Genomic DNA, 25784 nt, shown 5'->3' with positions numbered 1-25784 from the left:
ACGAGGTCTCCTGAGTGGATGGCCTGACCTGAAACTGATCAGATCCAGACCATTCGTTGGGCGTGCAGATCAATCCTTGTGCGAACTAACATGCTGTAAGTCGCAAGCTTTCGACAGTTGCAGAGGTCGCCTTTCGCGTCAATCCGCATTCAGCGCATGCGGCCCGTGGCTGACAATGCCGTTAACGTCTGCATAGCTTTCGCTTTACAAAGCGCGCCCGCCTGCGTCTCGTGTCATGAGATCGCGACAATGCCTTGAGAGAGCACCAATGAATCCAGCCCATCTTCCCTTTGATACCGAAATCATGCTGCGGGGCTTGCGCGGCTGGGTCGAGTGCGAAAGTCCGACCTGGGACGCCGCCGCGGTGGAGCGCATGCTGGATCTTGCCGCGCGCGACATGGCCATCCTGGGTGCGACGATCGAGCGCATCGCCGGGCGCCAGGGTTTCGCCGGCTGCGTGCGCGCCCGCTTCCCGCACCCGCGGCAGGGTGAGCCCGGCATCCTGATCGCCGGCCACATGGATACCGTTCACCCCGTCGGCACGCTGGCCAGGCTGCCTTGGCGCCGCGAGGGCAACAAATGCTACGGGCCCGGCATCTGCGACATGAAAGGCGGCAACTATCTCACGCTGGAAGCGATCCGCCAGCTGATCAAGGCTTCCATCGTGACGCCGCTGCCGATCACCATCCTGTTCACGCCGGACGAGGAGGTCGGCACGCCCTCGACCCGAGACATCATCGAAGCCGAGGCGCAGCGCAACAAATACGTGCTGGTGCCCGAGCCGGGCCGTCAGGACAATGGCGTGGTGACCGGCCGCTATGCCATCGCCCGCTTCAATCTCGAGGCGATCGGACGTCCGAGCCATGCCGGCGCGCGGCTCGGCGCGGGCCGTTCCGCGATCCGGGAAATGGCGCGACAGATCCTCGCCATCGACGGCATGACGACGGAGGACTGCACCTTCTCGGTCGGCATCGTGCATGCCGGCCAGTGGGTCAACTGCGTCGCCACCACCGCCACCGGCGAAGCCCTCAGCATGGCGAAGCGGCAGGCCGATCTCGACCACGGCGTGGAGCGGATGCTGGCGCTGTCCGGCACCACCGACGACGTGACCTTCAAGGTGACGCGCGGCGTGACGCGGCCGGTGTGGGAGCCGGATTCCGGAACCATGGCGCTTTACGAGAAGGCGCGCGGCATCGCCGAACAGCTCGGCCTGTCGCTGCCGCACGGCTCGGCAGGCGGCGGCTCGGATGGCAACTTTACCGGCGCGCTCGGCATTCCGACCCTCGACGGCCTCGGGGTGCGCGGCACCGACATGCACACCCTGAACGAGCACATCGAGATCGACAGCCTTGCCGAGCGTGGCCGCCTGATGGCGGGACTGCTCGCGACCCTGGCGTAGGATTGCCTCCGGGCAAGATCTCGTAGCCCGCATGAGCGCAGCGACATGCGGGGTCATCGCCGCAGCGCGAGACCCCGGGGTCGCTTCGCTCTCCCGGCTACGCACCGCCTGCTGCGCAGCAGCACGGTTTCATTTTCCGGGACCAGGACGGTGAGTAGACAACGGCTCCACGGCGCGCGCATGATGGCATGCGGCTTGCAAAGTTTCGCGCAGGGTTCGCCGCAAAGTGCTGCGACATTGTTCGCAAATGCGACGGTTCGCGCGGATCACGAACACCGTGTCATCGCGCGTGCACGAGCGGACGAGCGAACACCGGAGACCTTGAAAGCGATGGATATCGGTGACATGCACACTTTCTCACGACGTTGCGCGCGTCGCCCCAGCACCATCAAGGTGGTTCTCTCAAGATGATCGGTTATCTGCTTCGCCGCATCCTCGCATCCATCCCCGTGATGGGCGTGGTGGCGCTGTTCGTCTTTCTCCTGCTGCGGCTGACGCCGGGCGATCCCGCCGCGATTCTCGCCGGCGACAACGCGACTCCGGAGCAGCTCGAGCGCATCCGCACCACGCTCGGACTGAACGAGCCGCTCTACATCCAGTTCATCACCTGGATCAATCAGTTGCTGCATGGCGATCTCGGCGTGTCGCTGATCTCCAAGGTGCCGGTGCTGCAGATGATCGGCCAGCGCATCGAGCCGTCGATCTCGGTCGCGGTCTCGACCATCATCCTGTCGATTCTCGTCGCTGTCCCGCTCGGCGTCATCGCGGCCTGGAAGCACGGCACCTGGATCGATCGTTTCGTGATGGCGCTCTCGGTGATCGGCTTCTCGGTGCCGGTGTTCGTCATCGGCTACATCCTGATCCAGCTGTTCGCGATCAACCTGCGCTGGGTCCCCGTCCAGGGCTTCAAGAGTCTCAGCGCCGGCTTCGGCCCGTTCTTCGAGCGCATCATCCTGCCGACCTGCGCATTGTCCTTCATCTACGTCGCGCTGATTGCGCGCATGACGCGCGCCGCGATGCTCGACGTGCTCGGCGAGGACTTCGTGCGCACCGCGCGCGCCAAGGGCGTCAGCGAGATCGCGGTGCTGCTGCGCCACGCGTTGCGCAATGCGGCCGTGCCCGTCATCACGGTGATCGGCTCCGGCTTCGCGCTGTTGATCTCCGGCGTCGTGGTCACCGAGAGCGTGTTCAACCTGCCCGGCATCGGCCGCCTCACCGTCGACGCCGTGCTGGCGCGCGACTATCCGGTCATCCAGGGCATGATCCTTCTGACCTCCTTCATCTATCTCGCGGTCAATCTCCTGATCGACCTCGCCTACACCCTGCTCGATCCACGCATCCGCTACTGAGGCCCTTTCCGATGGCGATCGTCACCACCCCTGAGCCGTCGATCCCGGTCACCACGCGACTGGGGCCCCGGTTCGGCTTTCTCACCTCGACCCCGATCATCGCCGTGGCGACCGTCTGCCTGTCGCTCATCGTGCTGATATCGGTCCTTGCACCGCTGCTGGCGCCGCACGATCCCGTGCTGCTCGCGCCGGCGCAGCGGCTCAAGCCGTCGAGCGCGCAGCACCTGCTCGGCACCGACGCCTATGGCCGCGACCTGCTGTCGCGCACGATCTATGGCGGCCGCATCTCGCTTCTGGTCGGCGTCGGCGCCGCGATCATCTCGATCGCGATCGGACTCGTGATCGGCCTCGTCTCCGGCTTCTTCCGCTGGGTGGACGCCATCCTGATGCGCGTGATGGACGGCCTGATGGCGATCCCGAGCATCCTGCTCGCCATCGCCGTCGTCTCGCTGTCGGGCGCCAGCGTAGGCACCGTGATGATCGCGATCACCATCGTCGAGATCCCGCGCGTCGCGCGCCTGGTCCGCTCGGTCGTGCTGACGGCACGCGAGGAGCCCTATGTCGAAGCTGCGATTTCGCTGGGGACGTCGATGCCCAAGATCATGTGGCGGCATCTGATGCCGAACACGATCGCGCCGCTGATCGTCCAGGGCACCTACATCTGCGCCGCCGCGATCCTCACCGAGGCGATCCTGTCGTTCCTCGGCGCCGGCATCAGCCCGGAGACGCCGACCTGGGGCAACATCATGGCCGAGGGCCGTTCCTACTTCCAGATCAAGCCGTCGTTGATCTTCTGGCCGGGCCTGCTGCTGTCGATCGCCATCCTCTCGATCAACCTGATCGGCGATGCCGCGCGCGACGCGCTCGACCCGCGCATGAAGCAGCGCGAGGCCGGCAAGTGACGGCCTTTCGTAGCCCGGATGATCATCTCACTTTTCGTCATTGCGAGCGAAGCGAAGCAATCCAGGGCCACGCCCGGAACTCTGGATTGCTTCGTCGCTTCGCTCCTCGCAATGACGCTGGAGAAATGAACACATGACCGACACCATCCTCGACATCGACAATCTCGTCGTCACCGTCGGCAAGACGAAGAACCCTAACGGCCCGCGCATCATCGACGGCGTCTCGATCAAGGTCGAAAAGGGCGAGACGCTCTGCGTCGTCGGCGAAAGCGGCTCCGGCAAATCGGTGACCTCGCTGACTACGATGGGCCTGCTGCCGAAGAACGCGCTGCATGCCGTCGGCGGCAGCGTCAAGCTGGTCGGCGAAGAGCTGCTCACGGCGAGCGATCGCCGGCTGCGCGAGCTGCGCGCCACCCGGATGGCGATGATCTTCCAGGAGCCGATGACCGCGCTCAATCCGGTCGTGCCGGTGGGCCGCCAGATCGACGAGGTCCTGCGCGCGCATACGTCCCTCGATGCGCGGACGCGGCGCAAGCGCATCCTCGACATGATGGAGCAGGTCCACCTGCCCGACGTCGAGCGCATTTTCGGCTCCTATCCCCATCGCCTGTCCGGCGGCCAGCGCCAGCGCATCATGATCGCGATGGCGCTGGTGCTCGAGCCGAAACTCCTGATCGCCGACGAGCCGACCACCGCACTCGACGTCACCACGCAGAAGCAGATCCTCTCGCTGATCCGCGAGTTGCAGCGCGATCACGGCACCGCCGTGCTGTTCATCACCCACGACATGGGCGTCGTCGCCGAGATCGCCGACCGCGTCTCGGTGATGCGCCAGGGCCGCCTGGTCGAGACCGGCGCGCTCGACAAGATCCTGCGCAGCCCCGAGATGGACTACACGCGCAACCTGCTCGCTTCCGTCCCCAGCCTGATCCCACGCCCGCCGCGGCCCGAGAGCACCGAGCCGGTGGTGCTGGAGACCAACGAGCTCGGCAAGGTCTATCGCGAGCGCTCGTTCCTCGGCAAAGCGCGCGAAGTCGTCGCTGCGCAGAACGTCACGCTCACCCTGCGCAAGGGCCGCACGCTCGGCATCGTCGGCGAAAGCGGCTCCGGCAAATCGACCGTGGCCCGCTGCATCGTGCGGCTGATCGATCCGACCTCCGGCGGCGTCCGCCTCGCCGGCCACGAGATCTCGATCCTGACCCGCCGGCTGCTGCAGCCGCACCGCAAGCGCATCCAGATCGTGTTCCAGGACCCCTACCGCTCGCTCAACCCGCGGCTGACCGTCGGCGAGAGCATCGCCGAGGGACCGGTCAACTACGGCACCTCGCATGACAAGGCGATGGCGCGGGCGCGCGAGCTGCTCGAGCTGGTCGGCCTGCCCGCGGACGCGATCTCGCGCTACCCGCACCAGTTCTCCGGCGGCCAGCGCCAGCGCATCGCGATTGCGCGCGCGCTCGCGCTCGATCCCGACGTGCTGGTGGCGGATGAAGCGGTCTCCGCGCTCGACGTCTCGGTGCAGGCGCAGGTCCTGGAACTGCTCGACGAGATCCAGCAACGGCTCGGCATCGCCATCCTGTTCATCACGCATGACCTGCGCGTCGCCGCGCAGATATGCGACGACGTCGTCGTGATGCAGAAGGGCCGCATCGTCGAACAGGGCCCGGCCGGCGAGATCCTGACGCATCCGAAGGAGGCCTATACCAAGTCTCTGCTCGAGGCCGCGCCGGGACGGAACTGGGATTTCGCGAACTTCCGGCCGGTGGCGGAGGCGGTGGCGTAGCAGCGTCACCCACCGCTGTCATTCCGGGGCGAGCGCAGCACGAACCCGGAATCCATACCCACCGGCGGGTGTGGTGATATCGGGTGGTCGACAGCCTGCTTCCCAACGACCGTCTGTGGGTATGGATTCCGGGCTCATCGCCGCGCCATGCCCCGGAATGACGCGCGGAGAGAGTCCGTGCAGGCCGGCGCGCCGTCATCGTGGCCCGCATGCAAAACGGCATCGCTCCTTCGCTTGCCTGCGCCGCGAGGGCCGGTCTAACGTCATGACACGTTCAACGGCCTGAGGCGAAGTCATGACGCGCGTCGCGATCGGCGGCTTTCTGCACGAGACCAACACATTCGCACCGACGAAAGCGGACTACGACGCGTTCATGCATGGCGGCGGCCGCGCCTCGATCGCCGATGCGGCCTCCGTGCTCACGACGATGCGCGGCATCAATGCCGGCCAGGCCGGCTTCATGGCGGTCGCAGAAGCCAACGGTTGGGACGTCGTGCCCACCATCGCCTGCGCGGCGAGTCCCTCCGCGCATGTCACCAGGGATGCGTTCGAGCGCATCACGGGCGTGATGGTCGACCGCATCAAGGCCGCCGGCCCGCTCGACGGCGTCTATCTCGACCTGCATGGTGCGATGGTGACGGAGCATCTCGACGACGGCGAAGGCGAGATCCTGGCGCGCGTGCGCGAGGTGATCGGCCCGAACGTGCCGCTCGTCGCGAGCCTCGACCTGCATGCCAACGTCACCCCCGAGATGATGGCACATGCCGATGCGCTGATCGCCTACCGGAAATATCCGCACACCGACATGGCCGACACCGGCCGCGCCAGCGCCGAGCACCTCGCGCTGCTGCTGCGCGCAAAGACGCCGCTGGCGAAAGCCTTCCGGCAGTTGCCGTTCCTGATCCCGATCAGCTGGCAGTGCACCAATGACCAGCCGACCAAGGGCATCTACGAGAAGCTTGCGGCGCTGCAGAGCGAGGCGGTGCCGACGCTGTCGTTCGCGCCCGGCTTTCCCGCCGCCGATTTCGCGCATTGCGGCCCAAGCGTGTTCGCCTATGGCCGGACGCAGGCCGACGCGGACGCCGCGGCGGATGCGATCGCGGCGATCGTCGCGGGCCACGAGGATGATTTCGACGGCCGCATCTACACGCCCGATGACGGCGTGCGCCATGCGATGACGCTGGCGAAGACAGCGACGCGTCCGATCGTGATCGCCGACACCCAGGACAATCCCGGCGCGGGCGGCGATTCCGATACGACCGGCATGCTGCGCGCGCTGGTGCGCAATCGCGCCAGCCGCGCCGCGATCGGCATGATCTACGATCCGCAAGCGGCGATCGCCGCGCATGCGGCCGGCGAAGGGGCCACCGTGACGCTGTCGCTCGGCGGCAAGAGCGGTATTCCCGGCGATGCGCCGTTCGAGGAGAGCTTCATCGTCGAGAAGATCTCCGACGGCCGCTTCGTCGCACCCGGCCCGTTCTACGGCGGCCGCAAGATGGAAATGGGACCGTCAGCGTGTTTGCGCATTGGCGACGTCCGCGTCGTCGTGGCCTCGCACAAGTCCCAGCTTGCCGACCAGGAGATGTACCGCTTCGTCGGCATCGAGCCGACCGCGCAGGCGATCCTGGTCAACAAGAGCTCGGTGCATTTCCGCGCCGATTTCGAACCGATCGCCGAACATCTCCTGATCTGCGCCGCGCCCGGCGCGATGCCCGCCGATCCCTCCACCCTGCCCTGGACCAGCTTGCGTCCGGGCATCCGCCTCAAGCCGAACGGCCCGGCGTTCGAAGCTTAACCCGACAACGGAAACGCTCCATGCCCACCATCGATCGCATCCAGGCTTACGCCGACGAGCTCACCGCCATCCGCCGCGACCTGCACGCGCATCCGGAGATCGGCTTCGAGGAGACGCGCACCTCCGGCATCGTCGCCGAGAAGCTTGCGCAATGGGGCATCGAGGTGCATCGCGGCCTCGGCGGCACCGGGGTGATCGGCGTGCTCAAGGGTAAGAACGACAGCGGCAGGAAGATCGGCCTGCGCGCCGACATGGATGCGCTGCCGATGGAGGAGAACACGAACCTGCCGTGGCGCTCGACCATCCCCGGCCGTTTCCACGGCTGCGGCCATGACGGCCACACCACGATGCTGCTCGGCACCGCGCGCTATCTCGCCGAGACCCGCAACTTCGACGGCACCGTGCACTTCATCTTCCAGCCGGCGGAGGAAGGCCTCGGCGGCGCACGCGCGATGATCAAGGACGGCCTGTTCCAGAAGTTTCCCTGCGACGAGCTCTACGGCCTGCACAACGCGCCGGACTTGGAGCACGGCGAGATCGCGATCCTGCCCGGTCCGGCAATGGCCGGCGCCGACTTCTTCGACATCCGGATTTCCGGCTACGGCGCTCATGGCGCCATGCCCGAGCGTTCCAAGGATGCGGTGGTGATCGCGACCACCGTGGCGCAGGCGATCCAGACCATCGTCAGCCGCAATGTCGAGCCACTGCAGGCCGCGGTCGTCTCGATTACGCAGATCCACGCCGGCTCGGCCTACAACGTCATTCCCGGCGATGCCTGGCTGTGCGGCACCGTGCGCGCGTTCTCGGACCCCGTGCGCGCGTTGGTGCGCGAGCGCATGCGCGCGATCTGCGCCGGCATGGCGGCCGCCTTCAATTGCGAGATCGACGTAGACATCCGCGACACGTTCAGCGTGCTGGTGAACCAGGAGGAGCAGTCCAAGGTCGTCGAGCAGGTCGCGCGCACCGTGGTGGAGCCGTCCAAGGTGCTGACCCGCTCGACGCCGAAGATGGGCAGCGAGGATTTCGCCGACATGCTGCAGACGATTCCGGGCGCCTATTTCTGGGTCGGCCATGACGGCTCGGTGCCGGTGCACAATCCCGGCTACGTGCTCGACGACAAGATCCTGCCGATCGGCGCCAGCATGTTCGCCCGCATCATCGAGACGCGGCTGCCGGCGGCCTAGCGCGACTGACATACGTCAATGAGCGGGCGGCAGATCGAGATGAACTTCGGCGTGGGAGTACCAGCATGCACAAGCCCGTCTCGGATGACGTCACCTCGCTTCACGATCTCTCCGCCGTCGACCTGATCGCCGGCTATCGCGCGCGCCAGTTCTCGCCGTCCGAGGTGATGGACGAGGTCCTGGCGCACGTGGCGGCGTGGGAGCCGCACATCAAGGCGCTGTATCTGCTCGACGCCGACGCCGCGCGGGCCGCGGCCGAGGCGTCGACCGCGCGCTGGGCCAATGACGAGCCGGCCGGCGTGCTCGACGGCGTACCGGCGACGGTGAAGGACAATCTCGCCACCAAGGGCCAGCCGATGCCGCTCGGCGCAGCCAGCGTCACGCGCACGCCGCTCGCCGCCGATGCGCCGCCGGTGGCGCGGCTGCGCGAGGCCGGCGCGATCATCTTCGCCAAGACCACGATGCCCGACTACGGCATGCTGTCGTCGGGCCTGTCGAGCTTCCATCCGCTGACGCGCAATCCATGGGATCTCCGCATGAACCCCGGCGGTTCGAGCGCCGGTGCGGGTGCCGCAGCCGCCGCGGGCTACGGTCCGCTGCATGTCGGCACCGACATCGGCGGCTCGATCCGGCTGCCCGCGTCGTGGTGCGGCCTCGTCGGATTGAAGCCGAGCTTCGGCCGCGTGCCGATCGACCCGCCTTATGTCGGCCGCGTCGCCGGTCCGATGACGCGCATCGTCGACGATGCCGCGCTGATGATGAGCGTGCTGTCCAAGCCCGACCGCCGCGACGGCACCAGCCTGCCGCCGTCGGACCTGCACTGGAAGGTCACGGAGAAGCCGGTGCGCAAGCTGCGCATCGGCCTGATGCTCGATCTCGGCGGCGTCGGCCAGCCACTGGAGGAGCCTGTGCGCGCGACGACCCTGGCTGCGGCGAAAGCGTTCGAGGACGCCGGCGCCGTGATCAGCGAGGTCAAGGGCTTCCTGACGCGCGAGATGCTCGACGGTCTCGACAATTTCTGGCGTGCACGGCTGTGGGACGATCTGGCGCGGCTGGCGCCCGAGGTGCGCGCGAAGACCCTGCCCTACATCCTGCGCTGGGCCGAACGCGGCGCCGCGCTCTCCGGCGTCGAAGTCGTCAGAGGCTTCAACGTCACGATGGCGCTACGCGCCGCCGCGGCAAGACTGTTCTGCGACTACGACTACATCATCTCGCCAGTCTCGCCCGGCGTGAAATTCCCCGCCGAGCTCGCCTCGCCGGTCAACGATCCCGAGAGGCCGTTCGAGCACATCACCTACACCGTGCCCTGGAACATGTCGGAGAACCCGGCAATCTCCGTCAATGCCGGCTACGACCCCGACGGCTTCCCGATCGGCCTGCAGATCGTCGGCCGCCGCTTCGATGATGTCGGCGTACTCGGGATGGCCAAGACGTTCGAGGGATTACGCGGCGAGCAGCGGCCATGGCCGATACCGCCGGCCTCCTGATTCGCGTCACCCCACTCCTTCCTCCGTCATTGCGAGCGAAGCGAAGCAATCCAGAGTCCCGCCCACGACTCTGGATTGCTTCGCTTGCGCTCGCAATGACGGGGAAAGAGCGTGGGCCACATCGCTGCCGGATCGCGTGCTGGGAGACCAATGAAAAGCGCGGCTCTTTGCCCGCCATGCGGAATGTCGGCACGATTTGACGCGGCCTCTCGCTGAACTATTGTACTCCCTATCGTCGATCCCAGTCGTCGTCATTCCGGGGCGTGCGAAGCACGAGCCCGGAATCCATACTCACGATGGTGGTTATGGATTCCGGGCCTGCGCCCAAGAGGGCGCATCCCGGAATGACGGCGGAGATTGTGGCACGAGCAAACAACTAATAAGCGCCACGACAACATCAGGAAGCGCCAATGGCTTATCAGACCATCCTCTACGACGTCGCCGACAAGATCCTCACCATCACGCTGAACCGCCCGGAAAAGCTCAACGCCTTCACCGGCACCATGATGGAGGAACTGATCGACGCCTTCGATCGCGCCGACAAGGACGACGGCGTCAGGGCGATCATCGTCACCGGATCGGGCCGCGCGTTCTGCGCGGGTGCTGACCTCTCCTCCGGGGCCGACACGTTCGATCGCGATGCCAAGCGCGGACCGGTGAAGCGCCACGCCGATGGCCGCGTCGACTATTCCGATCCGCAGGTGCGCGATGGCGGTGGCCAGGTCACCTTGCGCATCTTCAAGTCGTTGAAGCCGGTCATCGCCGCGGTCAACGGCCCCGCCGTCGGCATCGGCGTCACCATGCAGCTCGCGATGGACATCCGCATCGCCTCTGACGCGGCGCGGTTCGGCTTCGTGTTCTCCCAGCGCGGCATCGTGCCGGAGGCGGCGTCGAGCTGGTTCCTGCCGCGCATCGTCGGCATCTCGCAGGCGCTGGAATGGTGCTACACCGGCCGCGTGTTTCCGGCGCAGGAGGCGCTCGCCGGCCGCCTCGTCAGCAAGGTCGTGCCGCCGGATGATCTGCTGCCCACCGCCCGTGCGCTGGCCCGCGAGATCGCCGACAAGACCGCGCCGGTGTCGATCGCGCTGATCCGCCAGATGATGTGGCGCATGATGGGCGCCGACGATCCGATGGAGGCGCACAAGGTCGACAGCCGCGGCATCTACGCGCGCGGCCGCTCCGACGACGTCAAGGAAGGCGTGGTGTCGTTCCTGGAGAAGCGCCCTGCGCAATTCAAGAACACGGTGACGGCCGATATGCCCGACTATTTCCCGTGGTGGGACGAGCGGGAGTATAAGTAGCGCCACGGCCCCAGGACACCATTTGGCAAAGAACGGCGTCCAGAGCGCCACGCGATAGATGGCGCGGTATGGGTCCTGGCTCAAGGCCGGGACGACGCCGCGTGGGCGGCAACTGCAACGACTCCATCACCAGCACCAGGATCGCAATCGACCCCGGCAGCCAATCACCGCGCCAATCACATCGCGCGCGATCGCTCACGCCGCCTTGATGCCGCGAATGAAGTCGTCGACATGGCGGCGCATGCTCTCGGACTGACGCAGCAGCTCCGCCGACGCCCCGAGCACCTGGCTGGCGGTGGCGCCGGATTCGTTTGCGGCGGCCGTGACCTGCTGGATGTTCTGCGAGATTTCGTCGGTCCCTTTGGCTGCGTGCTGGACATTCCGCGCCATCTCGCGCGTCGCCGCGCCCTGCTCCTCGACGGCATTCGCGATCGACGACGCGATCTCGTTCAGCTCGCCGATGGTCGTGGTGATGCCGCGGATGGCCCGGACGGCCTCGCTCGACACCTCCTGCATTCCGGAGATCTGCGCGCGGATCTCGCCGGTCGCCTTGGCGGTCTGCTCGGCGAGCAGCTTCACCTCGCCGGCGACGACGGCAAAGCCGCGGCCGGCTTCGCCCGCCCGCGCGGCCTCGATGGTCGCATTGAGCGCGAGAAGATTGGTCTGGCCGGCAATGTCGCTGATCAGCCGCACGATGTCGCCGATCCGCTCGGCCATGCTGGAAAGGCCCTGCACGGTCTCGTTGGTCCTCTGCCCCTCCGCGGCCGCCCTCTGCGCCATGTCGGCCGACTGCGTCACCTGACCGCCGATGCCCGCGACCGAGCTCGACAGCTGGTCCGTCGCAGCGGCCATCGTCTGCATGTTGCTCGACGCGGCCTCGGTCGCCTGCGCGACGCTGCTCGCTTCACTGCAGGTCCGGCTCGCCGTCCGATTCATCACGGCGGCCGTCGATTCGAGCTGTGCCGAGGCTGAGATCACGCTGTCGATCACGGCCGCGATGTCACCGCTGAAACGGTCGGTCAGTTCGCCGACGCGCTTGGCTTTTTCGGCGCGCTGGCTCATCGCTTCCGCATCCCTGGCAGCGAGCTCGGCACCATGGATCATGTTCTCCTTGAAGACCTGCACTGCCCTCGCCATCAGGCCGACCTCGTCGCGCCGATCGACCGCGTCGATTGCAGTGCTCACATCGCCCTTCGCCAGCCGCGTCATCGTATCGGCAAGCGCGTTGATCGGCCCGGTGATGCTGCGCGCCAGCGCAACGACGATCGCGAGGCTCAGCGCCAAGGCGACCAGCAGCAGCGCGCCGACGGCGGCGAGGCTGGCCGTGGCCGCGGCCTGCTTGCCGGCCATCAGCTCGGACAGCTCGACGGCCAGAGCGTCTTCGACCTGCTTCAGCAGATCGATCCGCAGCGTGGCCGCATCGAACCAGGCCTTGCTCGCGAGCCCTTTGAAATCACCGCTGACGCCGCCCTGCTCCACCACCTTGCGCATGGCAACGACGCCCTCGATCGCCGGTCCCGTCATCGCCGCATCGAACGCCGCACGTCCTTTCGCCGAGGCGGCGGCGCGAAAGGCCGCGAAATAGCTGTCCTGCGCCGCAGCCAGCCCTATGGCGCGCGCGTAGGCGGCCTGCTCGAAGCGACCGGCGGCAAGGCCTCCCGCCACGACCGCGCGCTCCAGGCCGGCGCGCTCCTTGCCTTCGGTCAGATTGCCATAGGCAATGATCGCCTTGGAGATATCGTCGTCGTCGCTGAGCCTCGATATGCCGCTGATCAGGCTGATCAGCCGGCTGACGATCTCGGTGAGCGAGCTGACCGCTGCCGCCGGCGTGACGGCTTGGGCATCGATGTCGCCGCGGCGGCGATCGAGCTGCGTCAACGCCTGTTCGCTCGCCTGCGCCGCCTCGGCCAGTGCGGCGCTCCGGCGCAGCCCGTCCAGCGCGGCAACCGCGTGCGCGCGCTCGCCATCGGTCAGCTTGCGCTGCTGATCCAGCTCGGCACGCATCTGCGTGCCCTTGCTGCTCAGAAATGCCGACGACATGCCGCGCTCACGCTGCAGCTCATGAACGAAGCGGCTGAGCCTGGCGACGGCGTCCGCCGCCGGCTGCATGCGCGTCATCTCGACACGCACCGCCCATTTCGTGGAAATCTCGTAGGCCGCCAACGCGGCCAGTGTGACGATGGGCAGCAATGCAGACAGGGCTATGCGGTGAAGTATCTTCGACGTCTTCAACATGATCGGCCTCGACCTGTCCGATCACTCTATGAATCCAGTGGTAAAAAAATACACAGCCCCATCCGCCGAATTTTTGGGCAGACGCCTGCCAACTAATCCATCACCAGCGCGACGCGTCCGATGGCCCTGCGCTCGATCAGAAGCCGCATCGCCGATGCGTAATTGTCGAACGGCACGCGGTGGGAGACGTTGGGCCGCAGCTTGCCTTGCTCGGCGAACGCGAGCAGTGCAGCCATCCGTCGCTCGCCCAGCTCGGGATCCTTCCGCACCGCCTCGCCGGCGCGAACGCCGAGCACGCTTGCGCCCTTCATGAGGATCAGATTGGTGCGTGCGAGCCCGATGCCGCCGGTGAAGCCGACCACCAGCAGCCGCGCGCCCCAGGCGATGCAGCGCACGCTGTTCTCGAACACCTCGCCGCCGACGGGATCGAACACGACGTCGACGCCGCGGCCATCGGTGATGTGTTTGACGGCGTCGCGGAACGGCCCGCGTGAATACAGAATGAGATGATCGGCGCCACGCGCGCGTGCCACCGCGAGTTTCTCCTCCGACGACGCCGCCGCGATCACCGTTGCGCCGAGCAGCTTGCCGATCTCGACGGCGGCGAGGCCGACGCCACCGCCGGCGCCGTGCACCAGCAGCGTCTCGCCGGGCTTGAGCTGGCCGCGATCGACCAGGGCGTGATGGGCGGTGCCGTGGCCGGCGAGATAGGTCGCGCCTTCCGCGTAGTCGAAAGTCGACGGCAGCGGCGTGAGCTGGCTGGCCGCAACCACCGCCTCCTCCGCATAGGCGCCGAAGCGCATGCGGACGATCACCTTGTCGCCGACGGCGCGGCCGGTCACGGCGGCCCCGGTTTCGACGACGTCACCGGCGGCCTCGACGCCGGGCGTGAACGGCAGCTCAGGCTTGAGCTGATACTCGCCGGCCGCCATCAATATGTCCGGAAAGTTGATGCCGGCAGCGCGGATCTTCACCCGCACCTCGCCGTCACCGAGTGAGCGCGGCGGTAGGGCCTCCAGCCGCAGCGTCTCCGGCGGACCGAGCTCGCGGCAGACGATCGCACGCGGCATCAGGCGCGCCCCTTCGCCCGCGCCAGCGCCTCGCGGATCAGCGGCAGCCGATCATTGCCGAAATACATGTCGGTCACGTCGAGGAAGATCGTCGGCGAGCCGAAGCCGCCGCGCTTGACGACCTCCTCGGTGTTGATGCGCAGCTGGTCCTTGATGCCCTGCTGCGCGATCCCATCGAAGAACGCCTTCGGATCGACGCCGACGCGCCGGCACACCTCGGTCAGCACCGCATCCTGCGAGATGTCCTGGTCCTCGCCCCAATAGACCTCGAACACGGCCCGCGCGAACGGCACCATGTCCTGGCCCAGCCAGATGCAGCCGCGCATCGCCTTGACGCTGTTCACCGGAAACACCGATGGCGGCATCTTGATCTTGAGCCCGGCCGAGCGGGACCAGTCGTCGAGGTCCTTCAGCGTGTAGGCCGCCTTGGCCGGCACCGGCTTCTCGCGCTGCGCATAGACGCTGGGATTGACGGTGTTGAAGATGCCGCCGACCAGGATCGGCCGCCAGACGATGTCGACGCCGAATTCTTGCGCGAGCGGTTGGATGTTGTGGAAGGCGAGATAGGTCCAGGGGCTGGAGCAGTCGAAGAAGAATTCGATCATGTGTGTTTCCTCAAGGTCTTGATAAGTTCGCCTTTGCGCGCGCAAAAATCCGGAGTGTGGTCGTGGCCCTGGATTGCTTCGCTTCGCTCGCAATGACGGAGAGAGTTGGTGCAAACCACTCTTTCCGTCATTGCGAGGAGCGTAGCGACGAAGCAATCCAGGGGCTGCAACATACGGTCTGGATGGCTTATCCCCATGCTCCTCGCGATGCCGCGGAGCTCGCTCACGACCGCCCCGTCATCTCCTTCGCGCGCGCGCCGAACATCACATGACGCGACTGCTCGTTGAACGGCTCCTTGACGAACTTGCCGATCGCCAGCCCCGCCTGCAGCTTGGGCCGCGCGCGCAGGTCCGCGTACCAGCGCTGGATGTCGGGATAGTCGTCGAGCGTGAATCCCTGGGCCTTGTGCGTCATCATCCAGGGAAAGCAGGCGATGTCCGCGATCGAATAGTCGTCGCCGGCGACATAGGCGCCGGTCTTGCCGAGCTGCACGTCGAGCACGTGGAACAGCCTGGCCACCTCGTCGCGGTAGCGCTGGATCGCGTAAGGGATCTTCTCAGCCGCATAGAGCGCGAAATGGCCGTGCTGCCCCATCATCGGTCCCAGTCCGGCCATCTGCCACATCACCCATTGGATGACACGCGAGCGCGCCCGCGTCTCCTGCGGCAGGAAACGGCCGGTCTTGTCGGCGAGATAGATCAGGATGGCACCGGTCTCGAACACCGGGAACGGCGCGCCGCCGTCGGCCGGCGCGTGATCGACGATCGCGGGAATCCGGTTGTTCGGGCTGATCGCCAGGAACTCCGGCTTGAACTGGTCGCCGGCGCGGATGTCGACGGGAATGACGGTATAGGGCAGCCCGAGTTCCTCGAGCATGATCGAGATCTTCCAGCCGTTCGGCGTCGGCGCATAATGGAGATCGATCATCCTTCCACGATTCCTTCCCCGGACCATTATGCCGCGCTGCGGAACACGCGAGGCGGCTTCGTTCTTCTGTACCTGAAGGGTAAGCCATGGCAGACAGGCGCTCAAGCCTGACCGCCTTTATGCTGGAGAGTTCGACCATGCTGTTTCCATCGACCATCGCAGGCTCGCTGCCGAAGCCGGAATGGCTGGCCGAGCCCAACGTGCTGTGGGCTCCGTGGAAGTCGAAGGGCGAGGAGCTGGCGCGTGCCAAGCGCGATGCGACGATCCTGGCGCTGAAGCTGCAGGAGGATTCCGGCATCGACATTCTCACCGAGGGCGAGCAGTCGCGCCAGCATTTCGTGCACGGTTTCCTGGAACGTGTCGAGGGCATCGACTTCGCCCACAAGGTCGAGATGGGCATCCGCAAGGACCGCTACAAGGCGATGGTGCCGCAGGTGGTGGCGCCGCTGTCGCTGAAGGGCCGCGTCCATAGCGACGAGGCGCGGATCGCGCGCACGCACACCACGCGCGCGCTGAAGTTCACGCTGCCCGGACCGATGACGATCATCGACACCATCGCCGACAACTACTATGGCGACCGCGTGAAGATGGCGTTCGCCTTCGCCGAGCTGCTGAACCAGGAGGCCAAGGCGCTGCACGACGACGGCATCGACATGATCCAGTTCGACGAGCCCGCCTTCAACGTCTACATGGACGAGGTGCGCGACTGGGGCATCAAGGCGCTGGAGCGCGCCGCCGAAGGGCTGACCTGCCCGACTGCCGTGCACATCTGCTACGGCTACGGCATCAAGGCCAACACCGACTGGAAGGAGACGCTGGGCGGCGAGTGGCGGCAGTATGAGGAGACCTTCCCGGTCATCGACGCCAGCACCATCCAGCAGGTCGCCGTCGAATGCCGCAATTCGAAGGTGCCGATCGAGCTGCTCGGCCTGCTCAAGAACAAGATCGTGCAGGCCGGCGTCATCGACGTCGCCAGCGACGCGATCGAGACCGCCGAGGACGTCTGCAAGACCCTCGAGGACGTCATGAAGGTGGTGCCGAAGGAGAACATCATCGCCACCACCAATTGCGGCATGGCGCCGATGCGGCGCGAGATCGCCGAGGCCAAGCTGATGGCGCTCGGCACCGGCGCAAAGCTGGCACGGCAGAGGTTTGCCTGACTCAGATGTCAGGTCAGACCCGAAGCAAGGGCGTCGACGGCTCGCCGCCCCCCAGGCATCGCGCTCGGGGCCCTGGCTCAATCGCGATCGCGCCGGGAGGCGACACGCACACGGTCCTGGAATCAAAGTAAGAGCGCATCCGAGGTGAGCACGGTCTCACCACGCGCGATTCGCCGCAACAGCACGGCCGCGCCTTTGCTGCCCCTGCACGACCGCCGCGATGGCCACGTCAGCCTTTCATATGCACTGCTCTGTGTTTTGCAGCAGATCGCAGCGATCATCGATCACGGTCGCCGGATGGGGAAAATCTATCCTTGGTAGCAAAATACCAGACGCACAACATTCCCGACGCTGTGTGTCTTTGCTGCGCTTGACAGTATGTGTCCTAACATTTCATTTCTTGGCCACAAGTGTGGCGTGAATTTTTTGCTGCTTAATCCAGTTCGTATCTGACCTCCGCTTTCATTATTGGGGAATGCAATGGCTTGCCTTGCGAGAACGATGTTTGCTGCGCCGAAGTCGCGGCGCTGGCTGACCCTCTCGGTTCTTCTTGCGGGCACCATGTTGAGCACCCAGGCCCTGGCGATCGATGTCGCCAACCAGACCGACTGGAATACGGCGGTGGCAGCGGTCGCGGCCGCCGGCGCCAACTCGACCGTCACCATCAACATCACCAGCGGCTTCACGCTGTCGAGCTCGCTTGCGCAACTGCAGGCCGCCAACAGCAACGTCACGGTGAACATCACCGGCAACGGCCAGACGATCAACGGCGCCTCCTCGTTTCAGGGCATCGTCGTCAACGGTGCCAACGCGCCGACCGTGAACATCTCCAGCCTGGCGATCACCAACACGGCCGCGATCGGCGGCAACGGCCAGAACGGCCAGAACGGCTATTATAGCGGCGGTCTGGCCTATGGCTCCGGCGGCGGCGGCGGTGGCGGTCTCGGTGCCGGCGGCGGCCTGCTGGTCGGCAGCGGCGCCAACGTCACGATCGCCGCGGTGACCTTCACCAGCAACAGCGCCACCGGTGGCGCCGGCGGCAATGGCGGCAGCGCACAGAATGCGGCGGCCGACCCGGTGAATGGCGGCAACGGCGGCGCGGGCGGTGCCGCGAACAACGGCGGTGCCAGCGGCGGCGGCGGCGCGGGCGGCACCGGCGGACATACCGGCACGCAAGGCACGGCCGGCACCGCGGGCGCCGCGCTCGGCGACGGCGGCGGTGGCGGCGGCGGCTCAGGCACCACCAACAGCAACACCTACACCAACAACAATCCGGGCGGCACCGGCAACGCCAATGGCGGCAACGGCGGCACCGGCGGCGACGGCGCGACGAATGCCAGCGGCGCGGGCGGGCCTGGGCCCGGCTCCGACGGCGGCGCCGGCGGCAATGGCGGCGCAGCCAATGGCGGCGCCATCTATGTCGCCACCGGCGGCACGCTGACGATTCTCGACTCGCCGATTTCGGGCAACACCGTCACCGGTGGCGCCGCCGGCACCCCCGGCATCGGCATCGGGCCAAGCGCCATCAACGGGTTTTCGGCAGCGGCCGGTGCAGCGCAGGGCGCCGGCATCTTCCTGAGCGGCGTGACGGCCAATATCAGCGTGTCCGGCGGCACCGTGACCTACGGCGACTCCATCGGCGGCACCGGACTGACGACCGGCGGCGTCAACACGGCGATCAACAAGACCGGCATCGGCACGTTGGTGCTGTCGGCGGCCAATACGTTCACCGGCAACGTCAACATCAGCGCCGGCACGCTCTCGGTCGGCGCCACCGCCAATCTCGGCAACGTCGCCAACGACGTGATCATTTCCAACGGCGGCACATTGGCGGTCACCGGCACGACGACGTTCGCCAACGGCCGCGACTTCAAGATTGCCGGGCTGTCGACGATCTACATAGCCGGCGCGACCACGACCACGTTGCAAGGCATCGTCGGCGACGGCGCTTCCGCCGGCACCCTGGTGAAGGCGGGCGGCGGCATCCTGCTGCTCTCGGGCACCAACACCTACACCGGCGCGACCAATGTCGACGCAGGTACGCTGCGCGCGGGCTCGGCCGGCGCGTTCGGCGCCAGCACGGTGTTCAGCGTGCTGTCCGGCGCCACGCTGGATCTCAACGGCTTCAACAAGACGTTCGGCACGCTGAGCGGAGATGGCACCGTCACCGGCGCCAACGCGACGATCTCAGGTTCGTTCGCGCCGGGCAACGGCACCCCGGCGTCCTCCATGGCTATCGTCGGCAACCTCGCGTTCCAGTCGGGCGCGCAATACCTGGTGCAGGTGAATCCGAGCACGGCGTCGTTCGCCACCGTCACCGGCACTGCGACGCTCGGGGGCGCCGCCGTCACCGCGACCTTCGCAAACGGCAGCTACATCTCCAAGCAATACACCATTCTCACCGCCACCGGCGGCGTCAGCGGCACCTTCGGCGGCGTCACCAACACCAACCTGCCGGCGGGCTTCAGCGCGACGTTGAGCTACGACGCCAACAACGCCTTCCTCAATCTGACGATGAGCTCGTCGGGGAACATCAACCAGCAGAACGTCAGCAACGCGCTCAGCAACTACTTCAACACGAACGGCAGCATTCCCGTCGTCTTCACCGGGCTGACGCCAGCGGGGCTGACGCAGATCTCGGGCGAGACCGCGACCGGCTCGCAGCAGACGACGTTCAATGCGATGACGCAATTCATGGGCGTCATGACCGATCCGTTCATCGGCGGCCGCGGCGACCAGGGCTCTGCGCCCAGCGGCGCGATCGGCTACGCGGAAGAGACGCTTGCTTTTGCGTCCAAGCGCAATCCGAACGACGCGCTGGCCGCGATCTACACCAAGGCGCCGGCCGCGCCCGTGGTCAGGCCGGGCTGGAGCGTGTGGGCAGCCGGCTTCGGCGGCTCGCAGACCACTGATGGCAACACCGCGCTCGGGTCCAACAATACCACCAGCAACATCTACGGCACGGCCGTCGGCGCCGACTACCGCTTCTCGCCGTCCACGATCGCCGGGTTCTCGATGGCCGGCGGCGGCACCACGTTCAGCGTCGCCAATGGCGGCAGCGGCCGGTCCGACCTGTTCCAGGCCGGCGCCTTCGTCCGGCACACGGTCGGCCCGGCCTATATCTCCGCGGCATTGGCCTATGGCTGGCAGAACATCACCACCAACCGCACCGTGACCGTGGCCGGCGTCGACCAGCTGCGCGCCAACTTCGACGCCAACACCTTTGCCGGCCGGGTCGAGGGCGGCTATCGCTTCGTGTCGCCCTGGATGGGGTTCGGGATCACGCCCTACGCCGCGGCGCAGTTCACGACGTTCAGCCTGCCGGGCTATGCGGAGAATGCGGTCTCCGGCGCCAATACCTTCGCGCTGCGCTTTGGATCGCAGAACGTCACCGATACGCGGTCGGAGCTGGGCCTGCGCACCGACAAGGCCTATGCGCTGGCTGACGGCGTTTTCACGCTGCGCAGCCGCTTCGCCTGGGCCTATGACTTCAACCCCAGCCGGTCGGCCGGGGCCACGTTCCAGACCCTTCCGGGCGCATCCTTCGTCGTCAACGGCGCGCGGCAGGCGCAGAATTCAGCGCTGACCACGGTCTCCGCTGAAATGAAGTGGCGGAATGGCTGGTCGGCCGCCGCGAGCTTCGAGGGCGAGTTCTCGGATGTGACCCGCAGCTACGCCGGCAAGGGCATCGTGCGCTACACGTGGTGACGCGCGGAGCTCCGCGCGGCACATCCGCACGGCGCCCCGATCACCCGACGGTCATCGCGCTCGGATGCAGCACCGGCGCGTAGCCCGCCTTGATCGCGCGCAGCGTCGAGGGCGGGGTCAGCAGCAACGCGTCGGTGATCCCTGCGCGTGGCGCGTCATAGCCCGCCGCCGACCAGGGCAGCGCCCTGCCTTTTCGGATCAGAAAGCTCTCCTCGCCTGCCTGCACCATGGCCCCGTCAGGCAAGGCGGCGAGCGGCGTCGGCAGCGGATGCAGGCGCTTGCGACCGCGATCGAGGCGCTCGCGATGGAGCACGCGATCGATCTCGGAGATGCGCAGTGCCCCGACGCCGTTGCCCTCCTCCCACGCCGCACGAAACCTCTTGGCGTCGTCGCGGCGGCAGTAGAAGCAGGGGCGATGGCCGGCGGCGAGCGCGGTCGCCTCGTCAAGGAAGAACAGCTCGGTCCAGCTTTGCGTTGCCATGACCTTGCGGCGCTTGCCGCGAAACTCGCACAGGCAGACCAGCCAGGCGGGGCTCGACCAGCGCTTCCGCAACAGCGTCTTCGTCGCGGGGTCGTGGATGATGCCGCGATTTCCGGTGAAGAGGCCGCGATGCGGCGCGGCGACGATATCGCCCATCGGCGTGACGCGGTTCTGCAGCGGCATGGCGAGCCTTCGGCTGGCGAATAGCGAATGGGGAGTAGCGAATAACGAACGCCTCGCCCACCCGAATTCCCTATTCGCTACTCCCTATTCGCCACTCTCCGGGCTTACGCCGCCCCGTCGCGCAGTGGCGGCGCGAACGACAGCGCGGTGTCCCAGGGGAAGAAGATCCAGGTGTCCTGCGACACCTCGGTGATGAAGGTGTCGACCAGCGGTCGGCCCTTCGGCTTGGCATAGACGGTGGCGAAATGGGCGTCGGGGAGGATCTCGCGGACCATGCGTCCGGTCTTGCCGGTGTCGACGAGATCATCGACGATCAGGAGCCCCTTGCCGGTGCCGCCGCCGAGTTGCGCCGTGTCGGCCGAGATGCCCTTCAGGACCTGCAGCTCGCCCTGCTTGGTGTGGTCATAGCTCGCGATGCAGATCGTATCGATGACGCGCACGCCAAGCTCGCGCGCCACGATCGCCGCCGGCACCAGTCCGCCGCGGGTGATGGCCACGACGGCATGAAACGGCCCGATCTCGTTCAGCCGCCAGGTCAGCGCCCGGCAATCGCGATGAAACTGGTCCCAGGACACCGGGAAGGCCCGGCCCGCGCGCTCCTCTGCACTCAAAGTCTTGTCTGGCATCTCATCTCGTCCGTGAGTTCTCGACAGCTGCACCTGCTTTAGCGCGTCACGTCGAGCCCGGCGAGCATCTCCTTCACGGCTGCCATCGCGGCCGACAGCTTGTCCTGGTCGCGCGAGCGCACGACGAGATGCGTGTTCGGCTTCTGATCCTCGTCGATGAAGGGATAGCTGCCGATGATGGTGTCCGGATGCGCCTTGGCGATCTCGCGCAGGGGGCCGCCGATGTCGCCCTCGCGGGCATTGGCGCGCACGGTCTCCGACAGCATGCGCACGCCCGATTTCAGCTTCGGCGCGACGATGTCCATCATCGCCTGCATGATCGACGGCACGCCGGCCATGACGATGACGTTGCCGAGCTTGAAGCCGGGCGCCAGGATGGTGGCGCTCTGGATCAGCTCGGCGCCGTCGGGGATGCGCGCCATGCGCAGCCGCGCCTCGTTGAGCTCCTGCTCGCTCCAGCGCTCGCGGAAGCGCGCCACCACCTCGGGATGGTGGTCGATGCCGACGCCGAACGCCTTGGCGATCGCATCCGCGGTGATGTCGTCATGGGTCGGACCGATGCCGCCGGTCGTGAACACATAGGTGTAGCGGTGCCGCAGCGCATCGAGCGCCGCGATGATGTCCGGCTCGTCGTCCGAGACCACCCGGACCTCCTTGAGGTCGATGCCCAGATTGGTCAGGTATTCGGCGATGAAGCCGATGTTCTTGTCCTTGGTGCGGCCGGACAGGATCTCGTCGCCGATGACCAGCAACCCCGCGGTGACGATCTCGCTCATGGTTTCTCCTCGCATCTGTCGTCTCTTTTGGCCCGCCACGGCGCCAATGTCATCCGGAACGTCGCAGTCTATGCCGCGGATTTGAGCACCACGCAGCCGGTTTTTCGGGCACGGCCTTCGCACCCCCCACGAAATGCCGCAGGAGAATGCATATCGCGCTGGCCCGCCCCTTGCTACCATCCCGAGGAGTCATGCAGTGTATGGCGAGGCTGGGACACACGGGCATCTATGGCAGTTGCGTTCGACGAAATGAACGGGCCGGGCGGCGAGGTCCGTCAGGCTTATCAGGAGCTGTCGCGGTGGCTGAAGGAAACGCCGCCGGAGGCGCTGGAGTATCGCCGCCACGAGGCGGAGCTGTTGTTCCGGCGAATCGGCATCACCTTCGCGGTCTACGGCGAGGCGGAGGCGCAGGAGCGGCTGATCCCGTTCGACGTCATCCCGCGCATCCTCTCGGGCAAGGAATGGACCCTGCTGGAGAAGGGACTGAAGCAGCGCGTCAAGGCGCTGAACATGTTCCTGCGCGACATCTATCATGGCCGGGACATCCTCCGCGCCAACGTCATCCCGGATGACTTGATCTTCCAGAACCCGGTGTTCCGCCCGGAGATGAACGGCCAGGACGTGCCGCACGACGTCTACGTCCATATCGCCGGCATCGACATCGTCCGTGTCGACGCCAACGACTTCATCGTGCTCGAGGACAACGCGCGTACGCCGTCGGGCGTGTCCTACATGCTGGAAAACCGCGAGATCATGATGCGGCTGTTTCCGGACCTGTTCGCGCGCCACCGCGTCGCGCCGGTCGAGCGCTATCCGGACGAATTGCTGTCGGCGTTGCGCTCGGTGGCGCCGCTCAGCGCCTCGGCCGAGCCGACGGTGGCGCTGATGACACCGGGCATCTACAATTCCGCCTATTACGAGCACTCGTTCCTGGCCGACAAGCTCGGCATCGAGCTGGTCGAGGGCCGCGACCTCATCGTCAAGAACGACGAGGTGTTCATGCGTACGACCGAGGGGCTGAAGCGGGTCGACGTGATCTACCGCCGCGTCGACGACGACTTCCTCGACCCCCTCACCTTCCGCCCGGACTCGGCGCTCGGCGTGCCCGGCCTGATGTCGGCCTATGTCGCCGGCAACGTGACGCTCGCCAACGCGGTCGGCACCGGCATCGCCGACGACAAGGCGATCTACTCCTACATGCCCGATGTCGTGAAGTTCTATCTCGGCGAGGAGCCGATCCTGAAGAACGTGCAGACCTGGCGCTGCCGCGAGCCGCAGGATCTGTCCTACGTGCTCGACCATCTCGGCGAGCTCGTGGTCAAGGAGGTGCACGGCTCCGGCGGCTACGGCATGCTGATCGGCCCGGCCGCGACCAAGGCGACCATCGAGGCGTTCCGCGACAAGCTGAAGCGCGAGCCGGAGGGCTTCATCGCGCAGCCGACGCTGGCGCTCTCGACCTGCCCCACCTGCGTCGCGTCTGGCCTGGCGCCGCGCCATGTCGATTTGCGCCCCTTCGTGCTGACGGGACGCGACCGCACCACCATCGTGCCCGGCGGCCTCACCCGCGTGGCGCTGAAGGAAGGCTCGCTGGTGGTGAATTCCAGCCAGGGCGGCGGCACCAAGGACACATGGGTGCTGGATGAGTAAGCCTCGCCGCCCTCGCTTCACGCGCTTCGTTCCCGTGCATGCCTTCCCCCTCGCCGGGGCGGGTTCACATCGCACCTCATAGATTGCCCATGCTGTCGCGCACCGCCGAAAACCTGTACTGGCTGGCCCGCTACGTCGAGCGCGCCGAGTACCTCGCCCGCACCATCGACGCCACCCTGCGCGTCACGGCGCTTCCCGCGGCCTATATCGGCAAGACCAATGAGTGGGAATCGGCGCTGATGACCGCCGGCGTCAATGTCAGCTTCTACGAGCATTACTCCGAGGCCAACGAGCAGAACGTCGTCGAATATCTCTCGTTCAACCAGTCGAACCCGTCCTCGATCAAGAACTGCATCGAGGCCGCCCGCCTCAACGCCCGCTCGGTGCGGACGGCGCTGACGTCGGAGATGTGGGACACCCTCAACGGCTCCTGGATCGAGCTCCAGGAGGTCTGGAGCAAGGGCACCAAGACGCGCGAGGAGCTGGCGCGCTTCCTGCGCTTCGTGCAGGAGACCTCGCTGCGCTTCGACGGCTCGGCCTACCGGACCATGCTGCGCAACGACGCCTATTGGTTCTCGCGGCTCGGCCTGCATCTGGAGCGCGCCGACAACACCGCCCGCATCCTCGACGTCAAATATCACGTGCTGCTGCCCGAGGAGGAGCATGTCGGCGGCCCGCTGGACTATTATCAGTGGACCTCGATCCTGCGTTCGGTCTCGGCGCTCACGGCCTATCACTGGGTCTATCGCGAGACGCTGAAGCCCTGGCTGATCGCGGACCTGCTAATCCTCAACGACACGCTGCCGCGCTCGCTGGCAAGCTGCTACGGCAACCTCGTCCGCAATCTCGACCAGATCGGCGTCGCCTATGGCCGCCAGGGGGCCGCGCAGCGCCATGCCCGCGGCGTCCGCAACCGGCTCGACCACTCCAACATGGACGACATCTTCCAGCGCGGCGTGCACGAGTTCATCCAGGAGTTCATCGCCGACAATTCACGGCTCGGAGAGATCATCACCAAGCAGTATCTGATCTGAGCGCCTGGAGCGCGGCGAATACGGCGATGGGCGGCCGTCGGACTGTGACTGCGAGACCACGTCCGGCACCCGGCCCCCTGCCCTCCGCCCGAGGGATCCTCCTTCCCCCTTTCAGGGAGAGGTGAAACGAGCTA

The 25784-nt window shown here is 66.6% G+C and carries 19 protein-coding genes; 12 read left to right on the top strand and 7 right to left on the bottom strand.

Translation table 11 applies throughout. The features are described from left to right. Positions 1-268: 268 nt before the first annotated feature. The 8 genes from ACQR1E_RS20065 (at position 269) to ACQR1E_RS20030 (ending at position 11197) form a co-directional block, all read left to right on the top strand. Complete coding sequence (locus tag ACQR1E_RS20065; protein ID WP_434897472.1) at positions 269-1399, top strand: M20/M25/M40 family metallo-hydrolase; 1131 nt, start codon at positions 269-271, stop codon at positions 1397-1399. 407 nt (positions 1400-1806) lie between these two features. Next, positions 1807-2748 (top strand): ABC transporter permease, encoded by a 942-nt coding sequence (locus tag ACQR1E_RS20060; protein WP_315749429.1) that lies wholly within the window; start codon positions 1807-1809, stop codon positions 2746-2748. A gap of 11 nt (positions 2749-2759) precedes the next feature. After that, positions 2760-3650: an ABC transporter permease gene (locus tag ACQR1E_RS20055; RefSeq protein WP_316175574.1), complete on the top strand. Its 891-nt coding sequence runs from the start codon at positions 2760-2762 to the stop codon at positions 3648-3650. A 133-nt stretch (positions 3651-3783) separates the two neighbouring features. After that, on the top strand, positions 3784-5430 hold the full coding sequence (locus tag ACQR1E_RS20050) for an ABC transporter ATP-binding protein (protein ID WP_315749428.1): 1647 nt from the start codon (positions 3784-3786) through the stop codon (positions 5428-5430). A gap of 295 nt (positions 5431-5725) precedes the next feature. Then, entirely contained in the window at positions 5726-7225 is a 1500-nt protein-coding gene (locus ACQR1E_RS20045; protein WP_315749427.1) for a M81 family metallopeptidase, read from the top strand. A gap of 20 nt (positions 7226-7245) precedes the next feature. Beyond that, positions 7246-8409, top strand: a complete 1164-nt coding sequence (locus ACQR1E_RS20040; protein ID WP_315714714.1) for a M20 aminoacylase family protein — start codon at positions 7246-7248, stop codon at positions 8407-8409. Between the two features lie 65 nt (positions 8410-8474). Further along, on the top strand, positions 8475-9896 hold the full coding sequence (locus ACQR1E_RS20035; protein WP_315749425.1) for an amidase: 1422 nt from the start codon (positions 8475-8477) through the stop codon (positions 9894-9896). 410 nt (positions 9897-10306) lie between these two features. Further along, positions 10307-11197, top strand: a complete 891-nt coding sequence (locus ACQR1E_RS20030; RefSeq protein WP_315714716.1) for a crotonase/enoyl-CoA hydratase family protein — start codon at positions 10307-10309, stop codon at positions 11195-11197. A 195-nt stretch (positions 11198-11392) separates the two neighbouring features. On the opposite strand, the gene ACQR1E_RS20025 is transcribed toward ACQR1E_RS20030, so the two are convergent. From ACQR1E_RS20025 to ACQR1E_RS20010, 4 genes are all read right to left on the bottom strand, one after another. Continuing rightward, positions 11393-13432 carry a methyl-accepting chemotaxis protein gene (locus ACQR1E_RS20025; protein ID WP_434897471.1) on the bottom strand — a complete coding sequence of 680 codons (2040 nt, stop codon included), beginning with the start codon at positions 13430-13432 and terminating at the stop codon, positions 11393-11395. Between the two features lie 92 nt (positions 13433-13524). Further along, entirely contained in the window at positions 13525-14502 is a 978-nt protein-coding gene (locus tag ACQR1E_RS20020; protein WP_434897470.1) for an NADPH:quinone oxidoreductase family protein, read from the bottom strand. Next, positions 14502-15107, bottom strand: a complete 606-nt coding sequence (locus tag ACQR1E_RS20015; RefSeq protein WP_316175569.1) for a 2-hydroxychromene-2-carboxylate isomerase — start codon at positions 15105-15107, stop codon at positions 14502-14504. The genes ACQR1E_RS20020 and ACQR1E_RS20015 overlap by 1 nt, the downstream gene beginning before the upstream one ends. 223 nt (positions 15108-15330) lie before the next feature. Beyond that, the gene (locus ACQR1E_RS20010) at positions 15331-16035 is read right to left on the bottom strand and encodes a glutathione binding-like protein (RefSeq protein WP_315749420.1); all 705 of its coding nucleotides are present in this window, start codon (positions 16033-16035) and stop codon (positions 15331-15333) included. A gap of 137 nt (positions 16036-16172) precedes the next feature. Here ACQR1E_RS20010 and ACQR1E_RS20005 point away from each other — a divergent pair, with 137 nt between their 5' ends. Both ACQR1E_RS20005 and ACQR1E_RS20000 read left to right on the top strand, forming a co-directional pair. Further along, entirely contained in the window at positions 16173-17195 is a 1023-nt protein-coding gene (locus ACQR1E_RS20005) for a methionine synthase (protein WP_316225247.1), read from the top strand. Between the two features lie 501 nt (positions 17196-17696). Continuing rightward, entirely contained in the window at positions 17697-20903 is a 3207-nt protein-coding gene (locus ACQR1E_RS20000) for an autotransporter domain-containing protein (RefSeq protein WP_434897469.1), read from the top strand. Positions 20904-20943: 40 nt separating this feature from the next. On the opposite strand, the gene ACQR1E_RS19995 is transcribed toward ACQR1E_RS20000, so the two are convergent. The 3 genes from ACQR1E_RS19995 to ACQR1E_RS19985 form a co-directional block, all read right to left on the bottom strand. Then, entirely contained in the window at positions 20944-21567 is a 624-nt protein-coding gene (locus tag ACQR1E_RS19995) for a hypothetical protein (protein ID WP_434862746.1), read from the bottom strand. 104 nt (positions 21568-21671) lie between these two features. Next, on the bottom strand, positions 21672-22193 hold the full coding sequence (gene gpt, locus ACQR1E_RS19990) for a xanthine phosphoribosyltransferase (RefSeq protein ID WP_315714724.1): 522 nt from the start codon (positions 22191-22193) through the stop codon (positions 21672-21674). Positions 22194-22231: 38 nt separating this feature from the next. Further along, positions 22232-22969, bottom strand: a complete 738-nt coding sequence (locus tag ACQR1E_RS19985; protein ID WP_316175562.1) for a competence/damage-inducible protein A — start codon at positions 22967-22969, stop codon at positions 22232-22234. Between the two features lie 228 nt (positions 22970-23197). Here ACQR1E_RS19985 and ACQR1E_RS19980 point away from each other — a divergent pair, with 228 nt between their 5' ends. Together ACQR1E_RS19980 and ACQR1E_RS19975 are read left to right on the top strand one after the other, a co-directional pair. Further along, positions 23198-24616: a circularly permuted type 2 ATP-grasp protein gene (locus ACQR1E_RS19980; protein ID WP_315714726.1), complete on the top strand. Its 1419-nt coding sequence runs from the start codon at positions 23198-23200 to the stop codon at positions 24614-24616. Positions 24617-24705: 89 nt separating this feature from the next. Beyond that, the gene (locus ACQR1E_RS19975; protein WP_315714727.1) at positions 24706-25650 is read left to right on the top strand and encodes an alpha-E domain-containing protein; all 945 of its coding nucleotides are present in this window, start codon (positions 24706-24708) and stop codon (positions 25648-25650) included. Positions 25651-25784 lie beyond the last annotated feature (134 nt).

It is taken from the genome of Bradyrhizobium sp. HKCCYLRH1030 (assembly GCF_051168395.1).
In the GTDB taxonomy this organism is placed as follows: domain Bacteria; phylum Pseudomonadota; class Alphaproteobacteria; order Rhizobiales; family Xanthobacteraceae; genus Bradyrhizobium.
Note: the sequence above shows the minus strand (reverse complement) of the source record. Positions and strands in the feature narration are given on the sequence as shown.

What these genes read in the sequence shown, in the direction of transcription:
- ACQR1E_RS19985 (WP_316175562.1), bottom strand. Translation starts at nt 22,969, where the DNA reads ATGAGCGAGATCGTCACCGCGGGGTTGCTGGTCATCGGCGACGAGATC.
- ACQR1E_RS19980 (WP_315714726.1), top strand. Translation starts at nt 23,198, where the DNA reads ATGGCAGTTGCGTTCGACGAAATGAACGGGCCGGGCGGCGAGGTCCGT.
- ACQR1E_RS20055 (WP_316175574.1), top strand. Translation starts at nt 2,760, where the DNA reads ATGGCGATCGTCACCACCCCTGAGCCGTCGATCCCGGTCACCACGCGA.
- ACQR1E_RS19975 (WP_315714727.1), top strand. Translation starts at nt 24,706, where the DNA reads ATGCTGTCGCGCACCGCCGAAAACCTGTACTGGCTGGCCCGCTACGTC.
- ACQR1E_RS20000 (WP_434897469.1), top strand. Translation starts at nt 17,697, where the DNA reads ATGTTTGCTGCGCCGAAGTCGCGGCGCTGGCTGACCCTCTCGGTTCTT.
- ACQR1E_RS20025 (WP_434897471.1), bottom strand. Translation starts at nt 13,432, where the DNA reads ATGTTGAAGACGTCGAAGATACTTCACCGCATAGCCCTGTCTGCATTG.
- ACQR1E_RS20065 (WP_434897472.1), top strand. Translation starts at nt 269, where the DNA reads ATGAATCCAGCCCATCTTCCCTTTGATACCGAAATCATGCTGCGGGGC.
- ACQR1E_RS19995 (WP_434862746.1), bottom strand. Translation starts at nt 21,567, where the DNA reads ATGCCGCTGCAGAACCGCGTCACGCCGATGGGCGATATCGTCGCCGCG.
- ACQR1E_RS20035 (WP_315749425.1), top strand. Translation starts at nt 8,475, where the DNA reads ATGCACAAGCCCGTCTCGGATGACGTCACCTCGCTTCACGATCTCTCC.
- gpt (WP_315714724.1), bottom strand. Translation starts at nt 22,193, where the DNA reads ATGCCAGACAAGACTTTGAGTGCAGAGGAGCGCGCGGGCCGGGCCTTC.
- ACQR1E_RS20005 (WP_316225247.1), top strand. Translation starts at nt 16,173, where the DNA reads ATGCTGTTTCCATCGACCATCGCAGGCTCGCTGCCGAAGCCGGAATGG.
- ACQR1E_RS20040 (WP_315714714.1), top strand. Translation starts at nt 7,246, where the DNA reads ATGCCCACCATCGATCGCATCCAGGCTTACGCCGACGAGCTCACCGCC.
- ACQR1E_RS20050 (WP_315749428.1), top strand. Translation starts at nt 3,784, where the DNA reads ATGACCGACACCATCCTCGACATCGACAATCTCGTCGTCACCGTCGGC.
- ACQR1E_RS20030 (WP_315714716.1), top strand. Translation starts at nt 10,307, where the DNA reads ATGGCTTATCAGACCATCCTCTACGACGTCGCCGACAAGATCCTCACC.
- ACQR1E_RS20045 (WP_315749427.1), top strand. Translation starts at nt 5,726, where the DNA reads ATGACGCGCGTCGCGATCGGCGGCTTTCTGCACGAGACCAACACATTC.
- ACQR1E_RS20020 (WP_434897470.1), bottom strand. Translation starts at nt 14,502, where the DNA reads ATGCCGCGTGCGATCGTCTGCCGCGAGCTCGGTCCGCCGGAGACGCTG.
- ACQR1E_RS20010 (WP_315749420.1), bottom strand. Translation starts at nt 16,035, where the DNA reads ATGATCGATCTCCATTATGCGCCGACGCCGAACGGCTGGAAGATCTCG.
- ACQR1E_RS20015 (WP_316175569.1), bottom strand. Translation starts at nt 15,107, where the DNA reads ATGATCGAATTCTTCTTCGACTGCTCCAGCCCCTGGACCTATCTCGCC.
- ACQR1E_RS20060 (WP_315749429.1), top strand. Translation starts at nt 1,807, where the DNA reads ATGATCGGTTATCTGCTTCGCCGCATCCTCGCATCCATCCCCGTGATG.